Raw genomic sequence first — 19,159 nt, forward strand, 5'->3', positions numbered from 1 at the left:
CGGGGCCGACCGGATCTGCCAAGCTCGGGTATGCCACCGACTCGGCGGGTTCTCCTGTTGACGTGCGTCCTCGCTCTCCTGGCCGCGTGCACTGCGAACACCTCGTCCCCCGATTCCTCCTCCGCGGACGCGAGCAACGGTTCTGCCGTCTCGTCGGCCGATCCGGCGCAGGCCGACGCCGTGATGAAGATCGTGCGCGACACCATGGCGGAGAGTCACCTGAAGGCGGTGATCGTGCGTGTCACCGTCGACGGCAAGGAGATCGTCACCCAGGCGCTCGGCGAGTCGATGACCGGAGTGCCCGCCACCACCGACATGCACTTCCGCAACGGCGCGGTCGCCATCTCCTACGTGTCCACGCTGCTGCTCCAGCTCGTCGACGAGAAGAAGGTGAGTCTCGACGACACGGTGTCGAAGTGGCTGCCCGACATTCCGCACGCCGACCGCGTGACCCTCCGCCAGCTCGCCCAGATGACCTCGGGCTACGTCGACTACGTCATCGGCAACACCGAATTCGACCGCGCCCTCTACGCGGCGCCATTCCGTAACTGGACGCCTGAGGAACTCCTGGCATTCGCCACGCCCAAGCCTCTGCTCTACGAACCCGGGACCAACTGGAACTACGCCCACACCAACTACGTCATCCTCGGGTTGGCTCTCGAGAAGATCACCGGTCAGCCGATGACAGACCTCATGCAGGACAAGGTGCTCGGTCCGCTCGGCCTCGACGACACCACGGATCCGGGGACGGCGGCGATCCCCGAACCCGTCCTGCACGCGTTCTCGTCCGAGCGGCGCGAGGCCCTGCAGATCCCGCCCGGTGCACCGTTCTACGAGGAATCCACGTATTGGAATCCGTCCTGGACCATCACCCACGGCGCCGTCCAGACCACGAACATCTACGACCTCCACGACACGGCCGTCGCCATCGGCACGGGTGAACTACTGTCGGCCGAATCCTACGAGGCCATGGTGTCGACGGACCTGCGCGGCAAGACGACCGCGCTGCCCGGCTGCACCACCTGCTTCCCGCAGTCGGAGGACTACACCTACGGGCTCGGACTGCCGATCGTGGGCAACTGGCTGATGCAGAACCCGCTGTTCAGCGGATCCGCGGCGGTCGAGGCCTATCTGCCTTCGCAGAAGATCGCCGTCGCCGTCGCCGTCACGTACGAGCCGGCCGCCTTCGACGACACGGGGGCCTACAAGAACGAGGCCGACAGGCTGTTCCGGAAGATCGGCGCACAACTCGCTCCGACCGACGCGCCGCCGATGGCGGTCGGCTAGCGTTCACCCGCGACGCGGGCGAGGCGACGGACGAGAGTACGCACCACCGGGCCGTAGGTGACCGCGAGTGCGGAGTCGAGAGGTCCGGGAGCGGACATCGTCATCGTGATCCGCGAGCCGGCACCGTGGGGCTCGACGGCGTGATCGAGCGTCATCGGTCCCACCCGCCAGGTCCAGGAACGTCCCGGTGTCTTGGCCGAGATCGATGCGGGAACAGGCACGATCCAGAGCAGTCGCGCCGCTCCGCGCCGGCCGGCCTGAACCTCGGGGGACCCGAGACCCCACGCGCCGCGGAGGTGTGGCGCCCACTCGGGCCAGCGCGAGGGCCGGGAGACGAGCGCCCACGCGACGTCCACCGAGGCGTCGGAATCAGCTGAGAAGGAATGCGGCACGGGGGAGGAATACCCGGTTTCGACCCCGGCAGACACCGCAGATGCGGCTCGGGAAGTGGTCGGAGGTGAACACCGGGTGAATTGGCCCGTGTCGAGTTGCATGTAACTCGGGGTACTGGCCACGCTGGGAGGGAACGGCGAGGGAGGGAGCCGATCATGCTCGTTCGTCTACCCGGGGTGTATGGGCCCCAGCGTGACACCTGGCTGCTCGCCGAGGTGCTGGCGGCCCGGGATCTCGGACCGGGCTCGCGGGTGCTCGATCTCTGCTGTGGCACGGGGGTGTTGAGCGTCGAGGCCTGCGCGGCGGGGGCGGGGTGGGTGACGGCGGTCGACGTGTCGCGCCGGGCCGCGATCAGTACCTGGCTCAACGCCAAACTGCACCGCCGGACGATCCGCGTCGTGCGGGGCGACCTGGTGGACTCCGTCCGGACTCTTCGCTTCGAGGTGGTCGTGGCCAACCCGCCCTACGCGCCTGCGACGAACGACGGCAGACCGGGCCGGGTACTCGCGCGGGCCTGGGATGCGGGCGTCGACGGGCGCGCCGTGCTCGATCGGATCTGCAGCGAAACCCCCGACCTTCTCGCTCCCGGCGGCACCCTGCTCCTCGTCCAGTCGACGCTCAACGGGGTGGACAAGACACGGGCGATGCTGGAGGAGCGGGGACTGCGGGTGGACGTGGTCGCGTCGGAGGACGTGCCGTTCGGTCCCGCCCTCTCGTCCCGCACGAGGATGCTGGAGGCGCGGGAGATGATCCGGCCGGGCCAGCGCACCGAGCGCATCGCGGTGCTCACGGCGACCGACCTCCGGTCTTGCGACCCCCCACGCCGACCCGGACTCTGACCGGCATCGAACTGTTCTTGCCACGGCACTGGTGAGTGGTTCACGTGGTTCGTCGCAACCGGGACACAATTGCCGAGGATCGTGTTGTTCGCGCCGTGGCCGTCCTCAGGAACAGCGAGCTGATCGGGCTCACAACCACATCGCCGAGGCTGGTGAGGGACGGCCGGGTGCCGCGTGTAAAGTTTGCCGTTCGACGACGCCCAGCTTTCGAGGACTGCTGAACCACTACATGGCCAAGATCGATCGCAGCCGCACTGCCGCACTGACCCAAGCGCCGACCCTCCACGAGCCGGATGCCGGCGTCCGGCGCACCGTGCTCCCCGGCGGGCTCCGGGTGGTCACCGAATACGTTCCCGGTGTCCGATCCGCGTCCGTCGGCGTCTGGGTGGGTGTCGGATCACGCGACGAGCAGCCCACCGTCGCCGGGGCCGCGCACTTCCTCGAGCACCTCCTGTTCAAGGCCACGCCGTCGCGCAGCGCCCTCGACATCGCGCAGGTGATGGACGGCGTCGGCGGGGAGCTCAACGCGTTCACGTCCAAGGAACACACCTGCTTCTACGCGCACGTGCTCGACGACGACCTGCCCCTCGCGATCGACCTCGTCAGTGACGTCGTCCTGCGGGGCCGCTGCCGGTCCGCCGACGTCGACGTGGAACGCCAGGTGGTCCTCGAAGAGATCTCGATGCGCGACGACGACCCGGAAGACCTCCTCGGCGACGCGTTCCTGACCGCGCTCTACGGCGACCATCCCGTCGGCAGGCCCGTCATCGGCAGCGTCGAATCCATCGAATCGATGACCCGCACCCAACTCCACTCCTTCCACGTGCGGCGCTACACGCCACCGCGCATGGTGGTGGCCGTCGCCGGCAACGTGGAGCACGAACCGACGGTCGAGCTGGTCCGGCGCGCGTTCGCCGGGCACCTCGACTCGGCGTCCGAACCCGCCCCGCGACGCGCAGGCACCCTGCGCCTGCGGACGGGGCCGACCCTCAGCCTGACCAACAGGGACAGCGAACAGGTCCACCTCTCCCTCGGGGTGCGCGCGTTCGGGCGGCACGAGTCACACCGCTGGGCGCTGTCGGTGCTCAACGCCGCGGTCGGTGGCGGTCTCAGTTCCCGGCTCTTCCAGGAGGTGCGGGAGATCCGCGGCCTGGCGTATTCGGTGTACTCGGGCATCGACACGTTCTCCGATACCGGTGCGTTCTCGATCTACGCCGGGTGCCAGCCCGAGAACCTCGGCGAGGTCACCACGGTGATCCGGGAGGTGCTGTCGAACGTGGCCGCCGAGGGCATCACCGACGCCGAGTGCGCCCGCGCCAAGGGATCGCTGCGGGGCGGACTTGTTCTGGGACTGGAGGATTCGGGATCCCGGATGCACCGCATCGGCCGAAGTGAGCTCAACTACGGCAATCACCGCAGCATCACCGAAACCCTGAGCAAGATCGACGCAGTCACCACCGACGAGGTGCGCGACGTCGCGCGAGTGCTGCTGCAACGCCCGTTCGGCGCCGCCGTCGTCGGACCGTATCGTCGCAAGCGTGACCTGCCGGCCTCGGTGCGCGGCATCGTGCGGTAACGAGGATTCGCCGAAACCAGAGGAGAAGCCCGAGATGAAGATCCGTGGAGCGGTACTCGAGGAGATCGGGAGAACCCGCCCGTTCGCCGAGTCGGCGCCGATCTCGATCTCCGAACTCGACCTCGACGAGCCCGGTGAGGGCGAGATCCTCGTCCGGATCGAGGCGGCGGGCCTATGCCATTCCGACCTGTCCGTCGTCGACGGCAACCGGGTGCGCCCGGTCCCGATGCTGCTCGGGCACGAGGCTGCGGGGCGGATCACGCAACTCGGAGCCGGAGTCGACGACGTCACGGTCGGACAGCGCGTCGTGATGACGTTCCTCCCTCGCTGCGGGGAGTGCGAGGGCTGCGCCACCGACGGCCGGATGCCGTGCGTGCCCGGCACCGGTGCCAACAACGACGGAACCCTGCTCGGCGGGGGAGCGCGACTGCACCGCGGCGGCGACACCGTGCACCACCACCTCGGGGTGTCCGGATTCGCAACGCACGCGGTCGTCAACCGCCGCTCGGTCGTTCCCGTCGGCGACGACGTCCCCGCCGATGTGGCGGCCGTGCTCGGATGCGCCGTCCTCACCGGCGGCGGTGCCGTCCTCAACGCGGGCGATCCGCAACCCGGCCAGGCCGTGATGGTCGTCGGGCTCGGTGGAGTGGGGATGGCCGCGATCCTGACGGCGGTCTCCCGGGGTGCCGGCGAGGTCATCGGCGTCGATGCCGTTCCCGAGAAGCTGCAGACCGCACGCGAACTCGGCGCGACGGCCGTCTACACCCCGGCGGAGCTCGAGGAAGCCGGTGTCCGGGCACCCATCGTCATCGAGGCGGCCGGCAACGCGCGCGCATTCGAGTCGGCTGTGCGCGCGACCGCTCCCGGTGGCAAGACGATCACCGTCGGTTTGCCGTCCCCCGACGCGCGGTCGTCGATCTCCCCGCTCACCCTGGTGGCCGAGGCCCGCACCATCATCGGCAGCTACCTCGGGTCGGCGGTGCCGTCGCGGGACATCCCGATCTACGAGGACCTCTGGCGCGCCGGGAAGCTTCCGGTGGAGAAGCTCATCTCCTCCCGCATCACGCTCGACGACATCAACCGCGGCATGGACGAACTCGCCGACGGCAAGGCGATCCGGCAGATCATCGTGTTCGACTGACCCGGCGGGCCGGTCGCGGGCAGAATTCTGCCCATGAGGTTTCGCACCACCATCGAGCTGGGCGGCAAGACCGCGACCGGTTTCCGGATCCCCGAGGACGTCGTCGCGGAACTGGGATCGGGTAGGCGTCCCGCGGTCCGAGTCACGATCGGCGGTCACACCTACCGCACCACGGTCGCGCCGATGGGTGGCGCGTTCATGATTCCGCTCAGTGCCGAGAACAGGGCAGGTGCGGGCGCCGCGGCAGGCGACGAGGTGGACGTCGACGTCGAACTCGACACCGAACCCAGGGTCGTGACGGTTCCGCCCGACTTCGCCGACGCGCTCGACCGGCAACCGGACGCGAGAACGGCGTTCGACGCACTGTCGTACAGCAACCAGCGGCGCCACGTGCTCTCGATAGAGGGTGCCAAGACGGACGAGACCCGGCAACGCCGGATCGGCAAGGCCGTGGACGCGCTGCGGCAGGGCTGAGGCCAACCGGCAGCAATTTCCGTCAGGCGGAGTCGGCCGGGCGCCCGGTGATGTCCTCGACCGGCAGAGTCGACAGCGCGATCAGCGCGGACACGAATCCCTTGCGGTCGCGCTCCGGCAACCTGGCCAGGAGCCGCTCCTCGCCTCGCCGGATCGCCGCCTGCGCCGAGTCGCGCACGTCGTGCCCGTCCGGGGTCAGCGACAGCAGGCGGGCCCGGCGGTCCGCGGGATCGCGCTGACGGTCGATCAGACCACGGACCTGCAGGTCGTCCAGCACGCCGATGATCCTGGTCTTGTCGGCGCCGATTGCTTCCGCGAGCGCGGCCTGGGTGCGCAGCGGGTGCTCGTCGAGTGCCAGGAGCACGACGTATCCCCACATGGTGAGTCCGTGCTCCGCGAGCACGGGGAGTTCTGCCGCCACCAGCGAACGGTTCAGAGCGGTCGTCATCGCCGCGAGGTCGGGGCGAGTGCGTTCGTGCTGTCCGCTGGTCGGGTCGAGGCTGGGCATATCGCAGAAAATACACCTTGACCAATCATAGGCTGAGGTAGATGATAAGCGGACGCGTATCAATTCGGGTCGAGGACGAGGTGTCGACGATGGATGTGGACGAGGTCCGGCGCTGGGATGTCCGCGCCGTGCAATCGAGTGTGGAGTTCGTGTCGCAGGTGACCCGCGACGATCTGCAGCGCGCGACCCCGTGTGCGCAGTGGACTCTCGGGGAACTGCTGGCCCATATGACCGTGCAGCACCTGGGATTCGCCGCAGCGGCCGCGGGCGGCGGTCCCGACCCGTCGAACTGGCAGCCGCACACGTCGGCGGATCCCGTTGGCGCGTACCGCTCGGCGGCCCACACCGTCATCGAGGCCTTCACAAGGGATGGCGTCGGGGAGCGACAGTTCTGGTTACCGGAGATCAGCACCGAGTTCCCGTTCCCCGCATCCACGGCCGTCGGGTTCCACTTCCTCGACTACGTCGTGCACTCGTGGGACGTCGCCCGGTCACTCGGGCTCGACTTCGCGCCCGAATCCGGCATGGTGGCTGCGGTTCTCCCGATCGCACGACTCGTCCCGGACGGGGCAGACCGGATGCGCGAGGGAGCCGCGTTCGCGCCCGGCCTGCCGACCGACCCCGACTCCGCCGATTTCGACACCGTGCTGTCGCTGCTCGGCCGATCACCGCACTGGCACCCCGAGTACGAGGCCGGCCGCGTCTGACGACGAGACGCAGGTCTCCCGCCCCGCCCCTGCACACCGGCCGGCACCCGGCGATTGCGTAGGCTTTCGGGCGAATCGTTGTGACTGGACGGAGCGTGGAGAAGTGAGCGCAGCAGCACCCATCAGGGTCGGGGTTCTCGGGGCCAAGGGCAAGGTCGGCCGAGCGATCTGCGAGGCGGTGGAGCAGGCACCGGACCTCGAACTCGTCGCGGAGGTCGATCACGGCGACCGGCTGGAGACGTTCGTCGAGGCCGGCACGCAGGTCGTCGTCGACTTCACCCACCCCGACGTGGTGATGGACAACCTGAAGTTCCTCGTGTCCAACGGTATTCATGCCGTCGTGGGCACGACGGGCTTCGACGACGCCCGGCTCGACACGGTGCGGTCGTGGGTGTCGGAGCGGCCCGAGGTCGGGGTCCTGATCGCCCCGAACTTCGCGATCGGTGCCGTTCTCTCCATGCGTTTCGCCGAGGCGGCGGCACGATTCTTCGATTCCGTCGAGGTCATCGAGTTGCATCACCCCAACAAGGCGGACGCGCCGTCCGGCACCGCCTACCGGACCGCCGCGCTCATCTCGGAGGCACGCCGCAAGGCGGGCGTGGGACCGAGCCCCGACGCCACGACCACCGAACTGGACGGTGCCCGCGGCGCCGACGTGGACGGCGTGCGGGTGCATTCCGTGCGGCTGGCAGGTCTCGTCGCCCATCAGGAGGTCATCCTCGGCACACAGGGCGAGACGCTGACCATCCGGCACGACTCGATCGATCGCAATTCCTTCGCCCCCGGCGTCCTGCTCGGGGTACGGGAGATCGGCTCCCGTCCCGGCCTGACCGTCGGTATCGACCCCCTTCTCGACCTGTGAAGGACGGCTCGACCAAGACCGTCGTCACGATCGGACTGCTGGTCGCGGCGCTGGCGTTCTACTTCGTCCTTCTCGGCCAACGCGGGATCGAGCTGATCCAGGACGGCGGAGCGGCCGCGATCGGCCTGGGTGTCGGCGTCCTGATCCTGCCGTTCCTGGGCGCCTGGATCGTCTACGCCACGCTGCGCGCCGGATTCCAGCATCAGCATCTGTCCCGCCGCATCGCCGACGAGGGGCTCGAACTGGATGTCACCGATCTGCCGAAGCGCCCCTCGGGCCGCATCGACCGGGATGCCGCCGACGCACTGTTCCAGCAGGTCAAATCCGAATGGGAAGCAGACCCGGACAATTGGCGGAACTCGTACCGCCTCGCCCGCGCCTACGACTACGCCGGCGACCGCGGCAGGGCCCGGGAGACGATGAAACGGGCCGTGGAACTCGAACGCGTCGAACGGGAAGGCGAGCCCGGCCGGTAGGAAACGGGCCCGGTCGTACGCTGACGACTGTGAAGTCACTACTCGTCGTCCACCACACGCCGTCGCCGGTGACCCGTGAGTGCCTCGAAGCCGTGCTGAAAGGCGCGCGGGACCCCGACATCGACGGCGTCGAGGTGAAGTCGATCCCCGCTCTCGGCGCGACCGTGCCCGACGTCCTGGCAGCAGACGGGTTCCTGTTCGGGACGTCCGCCAACTTCGGGTACATGTCCGGTGCGCTGAAGCATTTCTTCGACACCGTCTATTACCCGTGCCTCGACGCGGTCGCCGGCCGCCCCTACGGGCTCTGGGTCCACGGCAACAACGACACCGCCGGGGCCGTGACATCGGTGCAGAAGATCGTGACCGGGTTGGCACTCACGCAGGTGGCCGAGATCCTGGAACTGACCGGATCGCTCGACGCGAGCGCACGGGAGCGGTGCTACGAACTCGGCGCGACGGTCGCGGTGACGCTGGCCGAGGACGCCTGACGGTCGCGGCCGGCAACGTGTCGGTGGTTGATGGCAGGCTGCGGGCATGCGTGAGATGACCGCAGCCGCGGCCCGGAGATCGGCGCTCTGGGCGCAGGGGTTCGCCGACCGGAAACCGGCTGGGGCGCCGACACGCAGGCACGTCCGTTCGGTCCTCGACCGAGTGCGGCTGTTCCAGATCGACTCGGTGTCGGTGGCGGTGCGCGCCCACTACGTCCCGCTGTTCAGCCGTCTCGGTGTCTACGACCGCGGGCTGGTCGATTCGGCGGCGTGGTCGCATTCCGCCCGCGCACCCCGGATGCTGGCGGAGTACTGGGCCCACGAGGCAGCGTTCATCCCCGTCGAGGACTGGCCGCTGATGCGCTGGCGGATGCACCGGTACCGGCACGGTCGCTGGTCCGGCGAATCTCGCGTGCTCGATCGCAATCCCACGCTCGCCGCCGACGTGCTCGACGTGATCGGCGCCGTCGGTGCGTGCAGCGCGAGCGACGTGGAAAAACACCTCGAGGTCGACAAGCCGGACCGCAAGGGGCCGTGGTGGGATCGCAGCGACACCAAAGTGGTGTGCGAGCAACTGTTCGCGTCCGGCGCACTGGCGGTGGACAAGCGGGTCGCCTTCACCCGTCACTACGACCTGAGCGAACGTGTGCTGCCGAAAGCGATACTCGCCGAGGAAGTCTCGGAGGACGATGCCGTCCGTGGCCTCGTGCAGCGGTCCGCGCGGGCCCTCGGTGTGGCCACCGAACCCGACCTCCGTGACTATTACCGACTGTCGCCGGCGCAGACCGCCTCGGCCATCGAGGAACTCGTCGAGGACGGGATCCTGGAACGGGTGGGAGTCCGCGGCTGGGATGCGCCGGCACTCGTTCACCGCGACGTCCGGGTTCCCCGGAAGGTGGAGGGTGCGGCGCTGTTGTGCCCGTTCGATCCGCTGGTCTTCTGCCGTCCCCGGACCGAGCGGATATTCGACTTCCGGTACCGCCTCGAGATCTATACCCCCGCGCACAAACGTGTCCACGGGTACTACGTCTTTCCGTTCCTGCTGAACGGTGAACTGGTCGCGAGGGTCGATCTCAAGGCCGACCGTGCGTCGGGAACGCTCGAGGTGCGATCCGCGTTCGTGGAACCCGACCGGAATCCGGGGCATGTGGTGGAGGCGCTGCTCCCGGAACTGCGAAGAATGGCAACGTGGTTGGGTCTGGACGACGTCCGGGTGGACGATCGCGGCAACCTCGGTGCCCTCCTCGCGGCCGCGGCGGTGCGGCCGCGAGGAGAGTGAGGAACTACAGGCTCTCGACGAACTTCGTCAGACCCTTGCTCGCGGTCTCGAGTGCCGTCTTCTGCGCCTTCTTCACGAGGAACCCGGGCAGCGGGATCTTCGGGTCGACCGTCAACTCGAATGTGACCTTGGTGCCTGCGCCGGACTCGGTGAGGACGTACGAGCCGTCCTGGGCATTCTGCTGGCCGCTCTCGACGAGGTGCCACGACACCGTGTCGTCGCCCTCGAACGTGTAGTCGACGACCTGCTCGTCGCTGATCCCGAGGATGGAGACGCTCATCCGGACTCGATGGGGGCGGCCGTCGTCGTGTGTGCTCTCGATGGTGACCGACTTGTGGGCCGAGGACCACTCGGGCAGGCGATCCACCGCAGCGATCGCGGCCATCACCGTGGCCGGATCGGCCTTGATCTCGAATTCCTTGACGCCGGAAACGGCCATGTTCTTCGCTCCTTCGAGCCCGTGGCGACTCTCACCGTGTGGCTGATGCGACGTAATTACATCACCGCCGCCGACGGGCGCGTGGAGTGAGTACGCCGGTGCTCAGAAATTGTCTCTCCCGCTGCGGCGCATCTGGTCCTTGAGCGCGCCCTGGACCGCCTGCGACACCCAGGAATTGAGCGACACCCCGTTCTGGGAGGCGGCCTCCTCGGCCTTCGACTTGATCTGATCCATCAGACGCAGAGTGACGCGGCTGATGTCACCGGTGACGTCATCGAAGGCGGCACCCAGGTCCTCGGCAGTCGTGGTCCCGTCCCCGTCCGGCCCCGGCGCGGTGGGGGTGCGATGCACGTCGACCGCCACCTCGCTGCCGTTCAGACGCACACCGACGCTGCGATTGCCCAGCTCGGACGACACTTCACCCGCGAAATCGGTGAGCGCCGAGAGCAGAAGGAGCCGGGCGGCGGGTTCAATCGCGGCGGCGAGCGCCGACGCGGTCGCCCGCGTCTGCTCGTCGCCGAGTGCGGCTGCCGCGTTCAGGTCGTCTTGCAGCCGGGAGACGTAGTTGCCGAGGTCCATGACGCCATCATGGCGTCATACTTGACGTCAGTCAAGCAGTCGTGACTTCAGCCGGGCGATGTCGCCCTCGGACAACTTCAGCCCCTCCGACACGTAGGCGTCGAAGCTGCCGTAGGTGGCGACGGCCGTGTCGAACGCGATGTCGAGCCACGCCTGGTCGACGCCGTCCAGTCCAGGATGCTCCGGATCGGCTCCGCGGTAGGTGTTGCTGAGCAGATAGTCCGCGGTCACAGCCTCGCGCGGGACCCCGAGGAGGGTGAGCAGTACGGCCGTCGTCCACCCGGTGCGGTCCTTGCCAGCGCTGCAGTGGTAGATCACGGCGCCGTCGGACGCCGCGATGTCGTGCAGAACCGCCGAGAACGCCTCGTTCGCACCCGGTCCCGTCACGAAGGCGCGGTAGGCGGCGGGCATGTCGACCAGAGTGGTGATCGGTGACTGCCCGAGCACGTCGTACCAGTTCCCGGCTGCGCCGGCCGGAAGCCGATCCGGTGCGAGCGTCCGCTCGTACGTCGTGCGGAGGTCGTCGGCGATCGTGACGTTCGAAGCTTCGAGTTGCGCGAGGTCGCGCAGGGTCAGCCTGTCCAGCGCGTCCGTGCGGAACACCAGACCGGAGCGGACGACGGCGCCGTCTGCCGTCGGGTATCCACCGATGTCACGGGCGTTTCGGACGCCCTCGAGCCCGAGCGAGCGCTGCACGGCCGTGTGTTGTGCCGGACTCTCGGCAACCGACGGTCCCGTCGCGGGCGGTCCGGCGAACGCCGGGGGAGCGGCCCCGAGAACCGCTGTCCCGAGAACTGCGATCACGACGGCGCGGCGAGCGCGGCCTGTCCGGTACTGCACAGGAAGTCTCCCTCGCGAATCTGCGGCACCACCGACAGTGTGGGCGAGACGAGACTGACACGCGCGGGTGAACACACGGGAACCGGGCCGTTGCCGGAACGGGGCACGCCGAGCCCCCGATCAACGCTGCGACTAGGGTCGATGCATTCAGGAGGGACTCCCGACCAGGGAGTTCGGTAGGAGGAACAGCGCAGTGCCGCAGACCGTGCCGCTCAGGGTGCAACTCGTCGCGAAGACGGAGTTCTTTCCGCCGGCGGACATTCCGTGGGAGACCGACGCCGACGGCGGCGAAGCGCTGGCAGAGTTCGCGGGACGGGCGTGCTACCAGAGCTGGTCCAAACCCAACCCCCGCACCGCGACGAACGCCGGATATCTGCGCCATCTGCTCGAGGTCGGGCACGAGTCGGTCCTCGAACACGGCACCGTCAGCTTCTACATCACCGGCATCTCCCGGTCCTGCACCCACGAGTTGATCCGGCACCGCCACTTCTCCTACTCGCAGCTGTCGCAGCGCTTCGTGCGGGAGAACGACGGCAATGTCGTCGTCCCTCCCGCGATCGCGGGCGACCCGGAACTCGAGGAGCTGTTCGCGAAGGCCACCGACGCGAGCCGGGCGGCGTACGGCGAACTCCTCGCGGCCCTCGAAACGAAACTGGCGGACACCTCCAGCGTGCCGCTGCGCAACAAGCAGGCGAGGCAGGCCGCGAGGGCCGTCCTGCCCAACGCCACGGAGACCCGCGTGGTGGTCACCGGCAATTACCGGGCGTGGCGGCACTTCGTCTCGATGCGCGCCACCGAGCACGCCGACGTGGAGATTCGCCGCGTCGCGGTCGAGTGCCTGAGGCAGCTGCAGGCGGCCGCGCCGAATGTCTTCGGCGACTTCGAGGTACTGGTCTGGGGCGACGGCACGGAGGTGGCACGGAGCACGTTTTCCGCCGACGCGTGACGGGTGTGCAAAAGTACCTGGGTCACCGGGTAGCCTTCTGACCATGACCTACGGTGATTCCGCTTCTCCCGTCGAGCGTCCGTTCGGCACCGTGTCCACAGCGATGGTGACGCCGTTCACCTCGGACGGAAAGCTGGACGTCGACGCCGGTGTCCGCCTCGCGGCGTACCTCGTCGACAACGGATGCGACTCCCTCGTCCTCGCCGGGACGACCGGTGAGTCGCCGACGACCACCGAGAACGAGAAGCTCGAGCTGCTCCGGGCAGTGATCGACGCGGTGGGCAACCGCGCGAAGATCATCGCCGGCGCGGGCAGCAACGACACCGCGCACAGCGTCGAACTCGCCCGAGACGCCGCCCGCGCGGGCGCGCAGGGCCTCCTCGTCGTCACCCCCTACTACTCGCGTCCGCCGCAAGCCGGACTGTTCGCCCATTTCACCGCCGTCGCCAACGCCACCGACCTTCCGGTCATGCTCTACGACATTCCACCCCGCTCCGTGGTCCCCATCGAGACCGAGACCATCCGGCGCCTCGCCGAGAACCCGCGCATCGTCGCGGTCAAGGACGCCAAGGGCGACCTCAACGCAGGCGCCGAGCTGATCGGCACGACGGACCTCCAGTTCTACTCGGGTGACGATCCACTCAACCTGCCGTGGCTGTCGGTGGGCGCGACGGGATTCGTCAGCGTCATCGGGCACCTCGTGCCCGGCCGGTTGCGCGAACTGCACACGGCGTTCGCGGCCGGTGACATCGCCCGCGCCCGCGCGATCAACCTCAGCCTGATCCCGGTCATCCGCTCGGTGGCGCGTCTCGGCGGCGTCAGCGCGTCGAAGGCGGGTCTGCGCCTGATCGGCCTGGACGTCGGCGAACCCCGGTTGCCGCAGGTGGCACCCACCCACGATCAGCTCGACCTGTTGGCCGCCGATCTGCACGCTGCGGGGGTGCTCGCGTGACCCGACCGCCTCGTCGTCGCAGTGCCAGCCGCCAGGCCGGTCCCCCTTCCCCCACCGCAAGCGAGCCGCCGAAGTCGGCGCCCCCGGCCACCGAGCCTCCGGTTGTCGCCGAGCCGCCGGTTGTCGCCGAGCCGCCGAAGTCGGCGCCCGTCGTCGCCGACCAGCCGTCGGCTCCGAAGTCGGAGCAGGCCAAGTCCGCGCCCGTGAAGACCTCCTCCACGAAGGGCGGCGCCGCCAACAAGTCGTCGTCCCGCTCCGGCAGGCGCGGCGGCGGCAACAAGCGTCAGGACACGCGGCCGGCGTCGGTCGATCCGACAGCCCGGCTCGGTGCACCGCCGAAGGCTCCGTTCAAGGGTCTGCGGGTGGTGGCGCTCGGCGGTATCGGCGAGATCGGTCGCAACATGACCGTCTTCGAGCACCAGGGCAAGCTGCTCATCGTCGACTGCGGTGTGTTGTTCCCGGAAGACCAGCAGCCGGGTGTCGACCTGATCCTCCCGGACTTCCGGCACATCGAGGACCGGATGGACGACGTCGAGGCCGTGGTCCTCACGCACGGCCACGAGGACCACATCGGCGCCATCCCGTTCCTGCTGCGCCTGCGGCCGGATCTGCCCGTGGTGGGTTCGCGGTTCACGCTGGCGCTCGTCGCGGCCAAGTGCCGTGAGCACCGCCAGCGCCCCAACCTCGTCGAGGTCGTCGAGGGGCAGCGCACCGATCACGGTCCGTTCGAGTGTGAGTACTTCGCCGTCAACCACTCGATCCCCGACGCCATCGCCGTCGCGATCCGGACCGACGCCGGAGTCGTGCTGCACACCGGTGACATCAAGCTCGACCAGCTGCCGCTCGACGGCAGGCTCACCGACCTCGCCGGCTTCTCTCGGCTCGGGGACGAGGGTGTCGACCTGTTCCTCGTCGACTCCACCAACGCCGAGGTGCCAGGCTTCGTCACCCCCGAACGTGAGATCGGGGGAGTGCTCGACAACGTCATCGGCAAGGCTAAACAGCGCGTGATCGTGGCCTCCTTCGCCAGCCACGTACACCGCATCCAGCAGGTGGTCGACGTCGCCCACCGGTACAACCGGCGGGTCGCGTTCGTGGGCCGGTCGATGGTCCGCAACATGCAGATCGCGCAGGATCTCGGATACCTGACCGTGCCGGACGGCCTGGTGGTCGACATCGACACCGCGGCCAACTTGCCCGACGATCGGCTCGTTCTCATCTCCACCGGCTCGCAGGGTGAACCGCTGTCGGCGTTGTCGCGGATGGCCCGCGGTGAGCACCGGCAGATCAACATCCGGGCGAACGATCTCGTCGTGCTGGCGTCCTCGCTGATCCCGGGCAACGAGAACTCCGTGTTCGCCGTCGTCAACGGACTCGCCAAGCGCGGCGCCACCGTCGTCACCCAGCAGAGCGCGAAGGTGCACGTCTCCGGTCACGCGTCGGCGGGCGAGCTCCTGTACCTGTACAACGCGGTCCGGCCCACCAACGCCATGCCGGTTCACGGCGAATGGCGTCACCTGCGCGCCAACGCCGCCCTCGCGAAGGCCACCGGCGTGCCGGAGGACCGGATCGTGCTCGCCGAGGACGGCGTGGTGGTCGACATGGTCGACGGTCTCGCCGAGATCGTCGGGCAGGTTCCCGTCGGGCACGTCTACGTCGACGGACTGTCCGTCGGTGACGTCGGCGACTCCACGCTGTCGGACCGGCTGGTCCTCGGTGAGGGTGGATTCATCGCCATCAACGTCGTCATCGACGACCACACGGGTCGTGCGGTCAGCACCCCCGAGGTGTCCGGGCGCGGATTCTCCGACGACCCCACGGCCCTCAAGGATGCGGCTCAGCTGGTCGAGGCGGAACTCCTGCGATTGGCCACCGAGGGCATCAACGACGCTCACCGCATCGCCCAGGCGATCCGGCGCGTCGTCGGCAAATGGGTGGCGGACAAGTACCGTCGCCGGCCGATGATCGTCCCGACCGTCATCGCGGTGCCGTCGGCCGAGGGCAAGTAGTTCTCCGGCAGGTAGATTCGGTCGGGTGACCTTCGCCCGAGATGAACGCCTCGCCCTCGTCGACTCGATGGCCGAATTCGGTCCCGACGCCCCGACCCTCTGCGGGACGTGGACCAACCGGGACCTGGCTGCCCACCTGATCGTGCGCGAACGACGCCTCGACGCTGCCCCCGGCATCGTCGTGGGTCGGCTCGCCGGCTACACGGAACACGTCCAGAACGAGACGGCGAAACGTCCGTGGAGCCGCCTGCTGGACGAGGTCCGGTCGGGTCCGCCGATGTGGTCGCCGATGTACTGGGTGGACGCGCAGGTGAACCTGGGGGAGATGTTCGTCCATCACGAGGACGTGCGCCGCGCCCACGACGGATGGGAACCGCGGGTCCTGCCGGACAAGCGCCAGGACGCGCTGTGGGGTCTCGCCCGCAAGGTCGGAAAGCTCGGCTACCGGCACTCCCCGGTGACGGTGGTGCTCGAGCGGCCGTCCGGAGAGCAGGCCACCGTGCGCAAGGCCGGCGCCGGCCGGGTGATCCTGCGCGGTGAACCGTCGGAACTCGCCCTGCACGCGTTCGGCCGGGATCAGGTACGGATCGAGGCCGATGGTGAGACTGCCGACATCGAGGCCGTGACCTCCCTCGACCGAGGGTTCTGAGGGCATTTCGCCGCAGGTGTCCCTGTGTTACGGGTGTTGCGGATGGTCCGGAAGGTGCCGTAGCGACTAATCTGGGAGCCATGGCAGGTAAGGCGAGCGCCCGCGGTTCGAGCACGACGACGTCCACGGCGAGGACGGGCGTGCGAGGCGGCTCGACCACGTCCAAGCCGAAGTCCCGCACGACCCGGACGGTCAGCACTCCGCGCAAACCCACCTCGCCGCGGGGTGGCGGCTCCCGCGGCGGCGCCCGGAGGCCCGCCGCGAAGAAGCCGTCCACGTCCGGTCCCCTCAAGTCGGTGGGCAGGGGGATCGGTGCCGGCTGGTCGCTGATGGCCAAGGGCGTCGGGGCCACCACCCGCACGGTCGGCAAGGCTGCCGAGATCGAACAGGGCCACCGGCGCGACGGCATCGCGCTCGGATTGATCGCGATCAGCGTCGTGGTCGCCGGCGGAATCTGGTTCTCCGCGGGCGGTCCGGTGGGCGAGTGGATCGAGACCGGAGTCCGTGCCGTGTTTGGTGGGGCGTCCGGGGTCCTGCCCCTGATCGGCGTCGCCGTCGCGGTGATCCTGATGCGGACCGAGCCGAAACCCGAGATCCGGCCGAGACTGGTCCTGGGGTCGCTGCTGGTCGGTCTGCCCGCTCTCGGGCTCTGGCACATCGCGACCGGTTCGCCCACCGACGCCGAGGGCAGGGCCCGCGGCGCCGGTTTCGTCGGGTACGCGGCGGGAGGCCCACTGACGGACGGCCTGACCGTGTGGCTCGCCGCTCCGCTACTGCTGATGGCGGCACTGTTCGGTGTCCTGTTGCTGACCGGAACCACGGTCCGCGAGGTGCCCGGCAAGCTGCAGTCGTACTTCGGCACGTCGTTCGGCCGCGACCACTACGCCGACTACGACAGCGAGTACTACGAAGACGGCGAATACGACCCCACGCTCTTCGACGCCGACGGCTACCCGGTCGACGACTACAAGACCGGGGGCCGGGGTGCCCCGGCCGACAACTACCCCACCGACGAGTACGACGTCAGCGATACCGCGAAGACGGAGGTGCTCGGGCTGTGGGAGACCGAGCCCGCCACGGAACCCGTCCCGGCGCCTGCGCCGGCGCCGAAACCGGCGCGTGCCAAGGCCAAGCCGGTCGTCGCCCCCAAGCCGGAGCCCGAACCGGAGCCGCTGCCCGACGTCGACAAGTTCGTGACCGACCGGGTGGTCGAGGGCGATTACACGCTGCCCCCGACGTCGCTGCTCATCGAGGGCGATCCGCCGAAGAAGCGCAGTTCCGCCAACGACGCGATGATCGAGGCGATCACCGAGGTCCTCGAGCAGTTCAAGATCGATGCGGCCGTCACCGGATTCACCCGCGGCCCGACCGTCACCCGCTACGAGGTGGAGCTCGGACCGGGTGTGAAGGTCGAGAAGATCACCGCGCTCGCCCGCAACATCGCGTACGCCGTCGCCACCGACAACGTGCGCCTGCTCGCGCCGATCCCCGGCAAGTCCGCGGTCGGCATCGAGGTCCCCAACTCCGACCGCGAGATGGTGCGCCTCGCCGACGTGCTCACCGCCCCGAGCACCCGCAAGGACCACCACCCGCTGGTGATCGGTCTCGGCAAGGACATCGAGGGCAACTTCGTCAGCGCCAACCTCGCGAAGATGCCGCACCTGCTCGTGGCCGGTTCCACGGGTTCCGGTAAGTCGAGCTTCGTGAACTCGATGCTGGTGTCGCTGCTGTCCCGTGCGACACCCGACGAAGTGCGGATGATCCTCATCGACCCCAAGATGGTGGAGTTGACGCCCTACGAGGGCATACCGCACCTCATCACGCCCATCATCACCCAGCCGAAGAAGGCCGCGGCCGCGCTGGCCTGGCTGGTGGAGGAGATGGAACAGCGCTACCAGGACATGCAGGCCAACCGGGTCCGCCACATCGACGACTTCAACTCCAAGGTGAAGTCGGGTGAGATCACCGCGCCGCTCGGCAGCGAACGGGTCTACCGGCCGTATCCGTACATCCTCGCCATCGTCGACGAACTCGCGGACCTCATGATGACCGCGCCGCGCGACGTCGAGGACGCGATCGTGCGGATCACCCAGAAGGCGCGCGCCGCCGGTATCCACCTCGTGCTGGCCACACAGAGGCCGTCGGTGGACGTCGTGACCGGTCTGATCAAGACCAATGTGCCGTCACGACTCGCCTTCGCGACCTCGTCCCTGACCGACTCCCGGGTCATCCTGGACCAGCCCGGCGCCGAGAAGCTGATCGGTATGGGTGACGGGCTGTTCCTGCCGATGGGCGCAGGTAAGCCGACCCGCCTGCAGGGCGCGTTCATCACCGACGAAGAGATCTCCGCGGTCGTCGATTTCAGCAAGAACCAGGCGGAGCCGGAGTACACCGACGGCGTCACCGCCGCCAAGGTCGGGGAGAAGAAGGATGTCGATCCCGACATCGGCGACGACATGGACGTGCTGCTGCAGGCGGTGGAACTCGTCGTCTCCAGCCAGTTCGGGTCCACGTCGATGCTGCAGCGCAAGCTGCGTGTCGGTTTCGCCAAGGCCGGCCGCCTGATGGACCTGATGGAGACCAGGGGAGTGGTGGGCCCCAGTGAGGGCTCGAAAGCCCGTGACGTGCTCATCAAGCCCGAGGAACTCGACGGTCTGTTGTGGTCGATCCGCGGCGGCGATCCGAACGAGGCGCCGTCCGATCAGGAGTAGGGCG

Annotated in this window: 20 protein-coding genes; 15 read left to right on the forward strand and 5 right to left on the reverse strand. The window is 68.7% G+C overall.

The window, feature by feature from the left end:
- Positions 1–30 precede the first annotated feature (30 nt).
- Complete coding sequence (locus ACLIVD_RS15320) at positions 31–1,287, forward strand: serine hydrolase domain-containing protein (protein ID WP_283353111.1); 1,257 nt, start codon at positions 31–33, stop codon at positions 1,285–1,287.
- Here the strand turns inward: ACLIVD_RS15320 and ACLIVD_RS15325 are convergent.
- Positions 1,284–1,679 (reverse strand): SRPBCC family protein, encoded by a 396-nt coding sequence (locus ACLIVD_RS15325; RefSeq protein ID WP_280783255.1) that lies wholly within the window; start codon positions 1,677–1,679, stop codon positions 1,284–1,286. The two genes, ACLIVD_RS15320 and ACLIVD_RS15325, sit on opposite strands and share 4 nt — an antisense overlap.
- A gap of 156 nt (positions 1,680–1,835) precedes the next feature.
- Here ACLIVD_RS15325 and ACLIVD_RS15330 point away from each other — a divergent pair, with 156 nt between their 5' ends.
- The 4 genes from ACLIVD_RS15330 (at position 1,836) to ACLIVD_RS15345 (ending at position 5,710) form a co-directional block, all read left to right on the forward strand.
- Positions 1,836–2,519 (forward strand): HemK2/MTQ2 family protein methyltransferase, encoded by a 684-nt coding sequence (locus tag ACLIVD_RS15330; protein WP_491932655.1) that lies wholly within the window; start codon positions 1,836–1,838, stop codon positions 2,517–2,519.
- A 229-nt stretch (positions 2,520–2,748) separates the two neighbouring features.
- A complete protein-coding gene (locus tag ACLIVD_RS15335; protein ID WP_283331952.1) occupies positions 2,749–4,095 on the forward strand; it encodes a M16 family metallopeptidase in 1,347 nt (448 codons plus the stop codon).
- 34 nt (positions 4,096–4,129) lie between these two features.
- Positions 4,130–5,236: a zinc-binding dehydrogenase gene (locus ACLIVD_RS15340; RefSeq protein WP_491932656.1), complete on the forward strand. Its 1,107-nt coding sequence runs from the start codon at positions 4,130–4,132 to the stop codon at positions 5,234–5,236.
- A 33-nt stretch (positions 5,237–5,269) separates the two neighbouring features.
- Positions 5,270–5,710, forward strand: a complete 441-nt coding sequence (locus tag ACLIVD_RS15345; protein ID WP_317567501.1) for a YdeI/OmpD-associated family protein — start codon at positions 5,270–5,272, stop codon at positions 5,708–5,710.
- A gap of 22 nt (positions 5,711–5,732) precedes the next feature.
- Here the strand turns inward: ACLIVD_RS15345 and ACLIVD_RS15350 are convergent, their stop codons facing one another.
- Entirely contained in the window at positions 5,733–6,218 is a 486-nt protein-coding gene (locus ACLIVD_RS15350; RefSeq protein ID WP_280783260.1) for a MarR family winged helix-turn-helix transcriptional regulator, read from the reverse strand.
- Positions 6,219–6,307: 89 nt separating this feature from the next.
- Here ACLIVD_RS15350 and ACLIVD_RS15355 point away from each other — a divergent pair, with 89 nt between their 5' ends.
- The 5 genes from ACLIVD_RS15355 to ACLIVD_RS15375 all read left to right on the forward strand — a co-directional run bounded on the left by ACLIVD_RS15355 (position 6,308) and on the right by ACLIVD_RS15375 (position 10,030).
- A complete protein-coding gene (locus ACLIVD_RS15355) occupies positions 6,308–6,925 on the forward strand; it encodes a TIGR03086 family metal-binding protein (RefSeq protein ID WP_280783261.1) in 618 nt (205 codons plus the stop codon).
- Between the two features lie 103 nt (positions 6,926–7,028).
- A complete protein-coding gene (dapB, locus tag ACLIVD_RS15360; RefSeq protein ID WP_061701336.1) occupies positions 7,029–7,787 on the forward strand; it encodes a 4-hydroxy-tetrahydrodipicolinate reductase in 759 nt (252 codons plus the stop codon).
- Positions 7,784–8,263 (forward strand): hypothetical protein, encoded by a 480-nt coding sequence (locus ACLIVD_RS15365; RefSeq protein ID WP_280783263.1) that lies wholly within the window; start codon positions 7,784–7,786, stop codon positions 8,261–8,263. Before dapB ends, ACLIVD_RS15365 begins: the two co-directional genes overlap by 4 nt.
- Before the next feature lie 29 nt (positions 8,264–8,292).
- Entirely contained in the window at positions 8,293–8,751 is a 459-nt protein-coding gene (locus ACLIVD_RS15370; protein ID WP_009479998.1) for a flavodoxin family protein, read from the forward strand.
- 46 nt (positions 8,752–8,797) lie between these two features.
- A complete protein-coding gene (locus ACLIVD_RS15375) occupies positions 8,798–10,030 on the forward strand; it encodes a winged helix-turn-helix domain-containing protein (protein WP_283331950.1) in 1,233 nt (410 codons plus the stop codon).
- 4 nt (positions 10,031–10,034) lie between these two features.
- Here the strand turns inward: ACLIVD_RS15375 and ACLIVD_RS15380 are convergent, their stop codons facing one another.
- The 3 genes from ACLIVD_RS15380 to ACLIVD_RS15390 all read right to left on the reverse strand — a co-directional run bounded on the left by ACLIVD_RS15380 (position 10,035) and on the right by ACLIVD_RS15390 (position 11,888).
- The gene (locus tag ACLIVD_RS15380) at positions 10,035–10,469 is read right to left on the reverse strand and encodes an SRPBCC family protein (RefSeq protein ID WP_005240727.1); all 435 of its coding nucleotides are present in this window, start codon (positions 10,467–10,469) and stop codon (positions 10,035–10,037) included.
- 102 nt (positions 10,470–10,571) lie between these two features.
- On the reverse strand, positions 10,572–11,048 hold the full coding sequence (locus ACLIVD_RS15385; RefSeq protein ID WP_283331949.1) for a toxin-antitoxin system HicB family antitoxin: 477 nt from the start codon (positions 11,046–11,048) through the stop codon (positions 10,572–10,574).
- A 27-nt stretch (positions 11,049–11,075) separates the two neighbouring features.
- Positions 11,076–11,888, reverse strand: coding sequence for a tyrosine-protein phosphatase (locus tag ACLIVD_RS15390; RefSeq protein ID WP_491932658.1), 813 nt, complete (start codon positions 11,886–11,888; stop codon positions 11,076–11,078).
- Positions 11,889–12,081: 193 nt separating this feature from the next.
- On the opposite strand from ACLIVD_RS15390, the gene thyX reads away from it, so the two are divergent.
- The 5 genes from thyX (at position 12,082) to ACLIVD_RS15415 (ending at position 19,155) form a co-directional block, all read left to right on the forward strand.
- Complete coding sequence (thyX, locus tag ACLIVD_RS15395) at positions 12,082–12,834, forward strand: FAD-dependent thymidylate synthase (RefSeq protein WP_283331948.1); 753 nt, start codon at positions 12,082–12,084, stop codon at positions 12,832–12,834.
- Between the two features lie 43 nt (positions 12,835–12,877).
- Positions 12,878–13,786, forward strand: a complete 909-nt coding sequence (dapA, locus tag ACLIVD_RS15400) for a 4-hydroxy-tetrahydrodipicolinate synthase (protein ID WP_005261164.1) — start codon at positions 12,878–12,880, stop codon at positions 13,784–13,786.
- Positions 13,783–15,795, forward strand: coding sequence for a ribonuclease J (locus ACLIVD_RS15405; RefSeq protein ID WP_491932659.1), 2,013 nt, complete (start codon positions 13,783–13,785; stop codon positions 15,793–15,795). Before dapA ends, ACLIVD_RS15405 begins: the two co-directional genes overlap by 4 nt.
- Before the next feature lie 25 nt (positions 15,796–15,820).
- Complete coding sequence (locus tag ACLIVD_RS15410; protein ID WP_283331946.1) at positions 15,821–16,444, forward strand: TIGR03085 family metal-binding protein; 624 nt, start codon at positions 15,821–15,823, stop codon at positions 16,442–16,444.
- Between the two features lie 80 nt (positions 16,445–16,524).
- The gene (locus ACLIVD_RS15415; RefSeq protein WP_283331945.1) at positions 16,525–19,155 is read left to right on the forward strand and encodes a DNA translocase FtsK; all 2,631 of its coding nucleotides are present in this window, start codon (positions 16,525–16,527) and stop codon (positions 19,153–19,155) included.
- Positions 19,156–19,159: the final 4 nt, after the last annotated feature.

The sequence above is a fragment of the Rhodococcus sp. G6(2025) genome (assembly GCF_058628105.1).

Coding starts and splice junctions, on each gene's coding strand:
- ACLIVD_RS15320 (WP_283353111.1), top strand. CDS start 31: ATGCCACCGACTCGGCGGGTTCTCCTGTTGACGTGCGTCCTCGCTCTC.
- ACLIVD_RS15330 (WP_491932655.1), top strand. CDS start 1,836: ATGCTCGTTCGTCTACCCGGGGTGTATGGGCCCCAGCGTGACACCTGG.
- ACLIVD_RS15335 (WP_283331952.1), top strand. CDS start 2,749: ATGGCCAAGATCGATCGCAGCCGCACTGCCGCACTGACCCAAGCGCCG.
- ACLIVD_RS15340 (WP_491932656.1), top strand. CDS start 4,130: ATGAAGATCCGTGGAGCGGTACTCGAGGAGATCGGGAGAACCCGCCCG.
- ACLIVD_RS15345 (WP_317567501.1), top strand. CDS start 5,270: ATGAGGTTTCGCACCACCATCGAGCTGGGCGGCAAGACCGCGACCGGT.
- ACLIVD_RS15350 (WP_280783260.1), bottom strand. CDS start 6,218: ATGCCCAGCCTCGACCCGACCAGCGGACAGCACGAACGCACTCGCCCC.
- ACLIVD_RS15355 (WP_280783261.1), top strand. CDS start 6,308: ATGGATGTGGACGAGGTCCGGCGCTGGGATGTCCGCGCCGTGCAATCG.
- ACLIVD_RS15375 (WP_283331950.1), top strand. CDS start 8,798: ATGCGTGAGATGACCGCAGCCGCGGCCCGGAGATCGGCGCTCTGGGCG.
- ACLIVD_RS15380 (WP_005240727.1), bottom strand. CDS start 10,469: ATGGCCGTTTCCGGCGTCAAGGAATTCGAGATCAAGGCCGATCCGGCC.
- ACLIVD_RS15385 (WP_283331949.1), bottom strand. CDS start 11,048: ATGGACCTCGGCAACTACGTCTCCCGGCTGCAAGACGACCTGAACGCG.
- dapA (WP_005261164.1), top strand. CDS start 12,878: ATGACCTACGGTGATTCCGCTTCTCCCGTCGAGCGTCCGTTCGGCACC.
- ACLIVD_RS15415 (WP_283331945.1), top strand. CDS start 16,525: ATGGCAGGTAAGGCGAGCGCCCGCGGTTCGAGCACGACGACGTCCACG.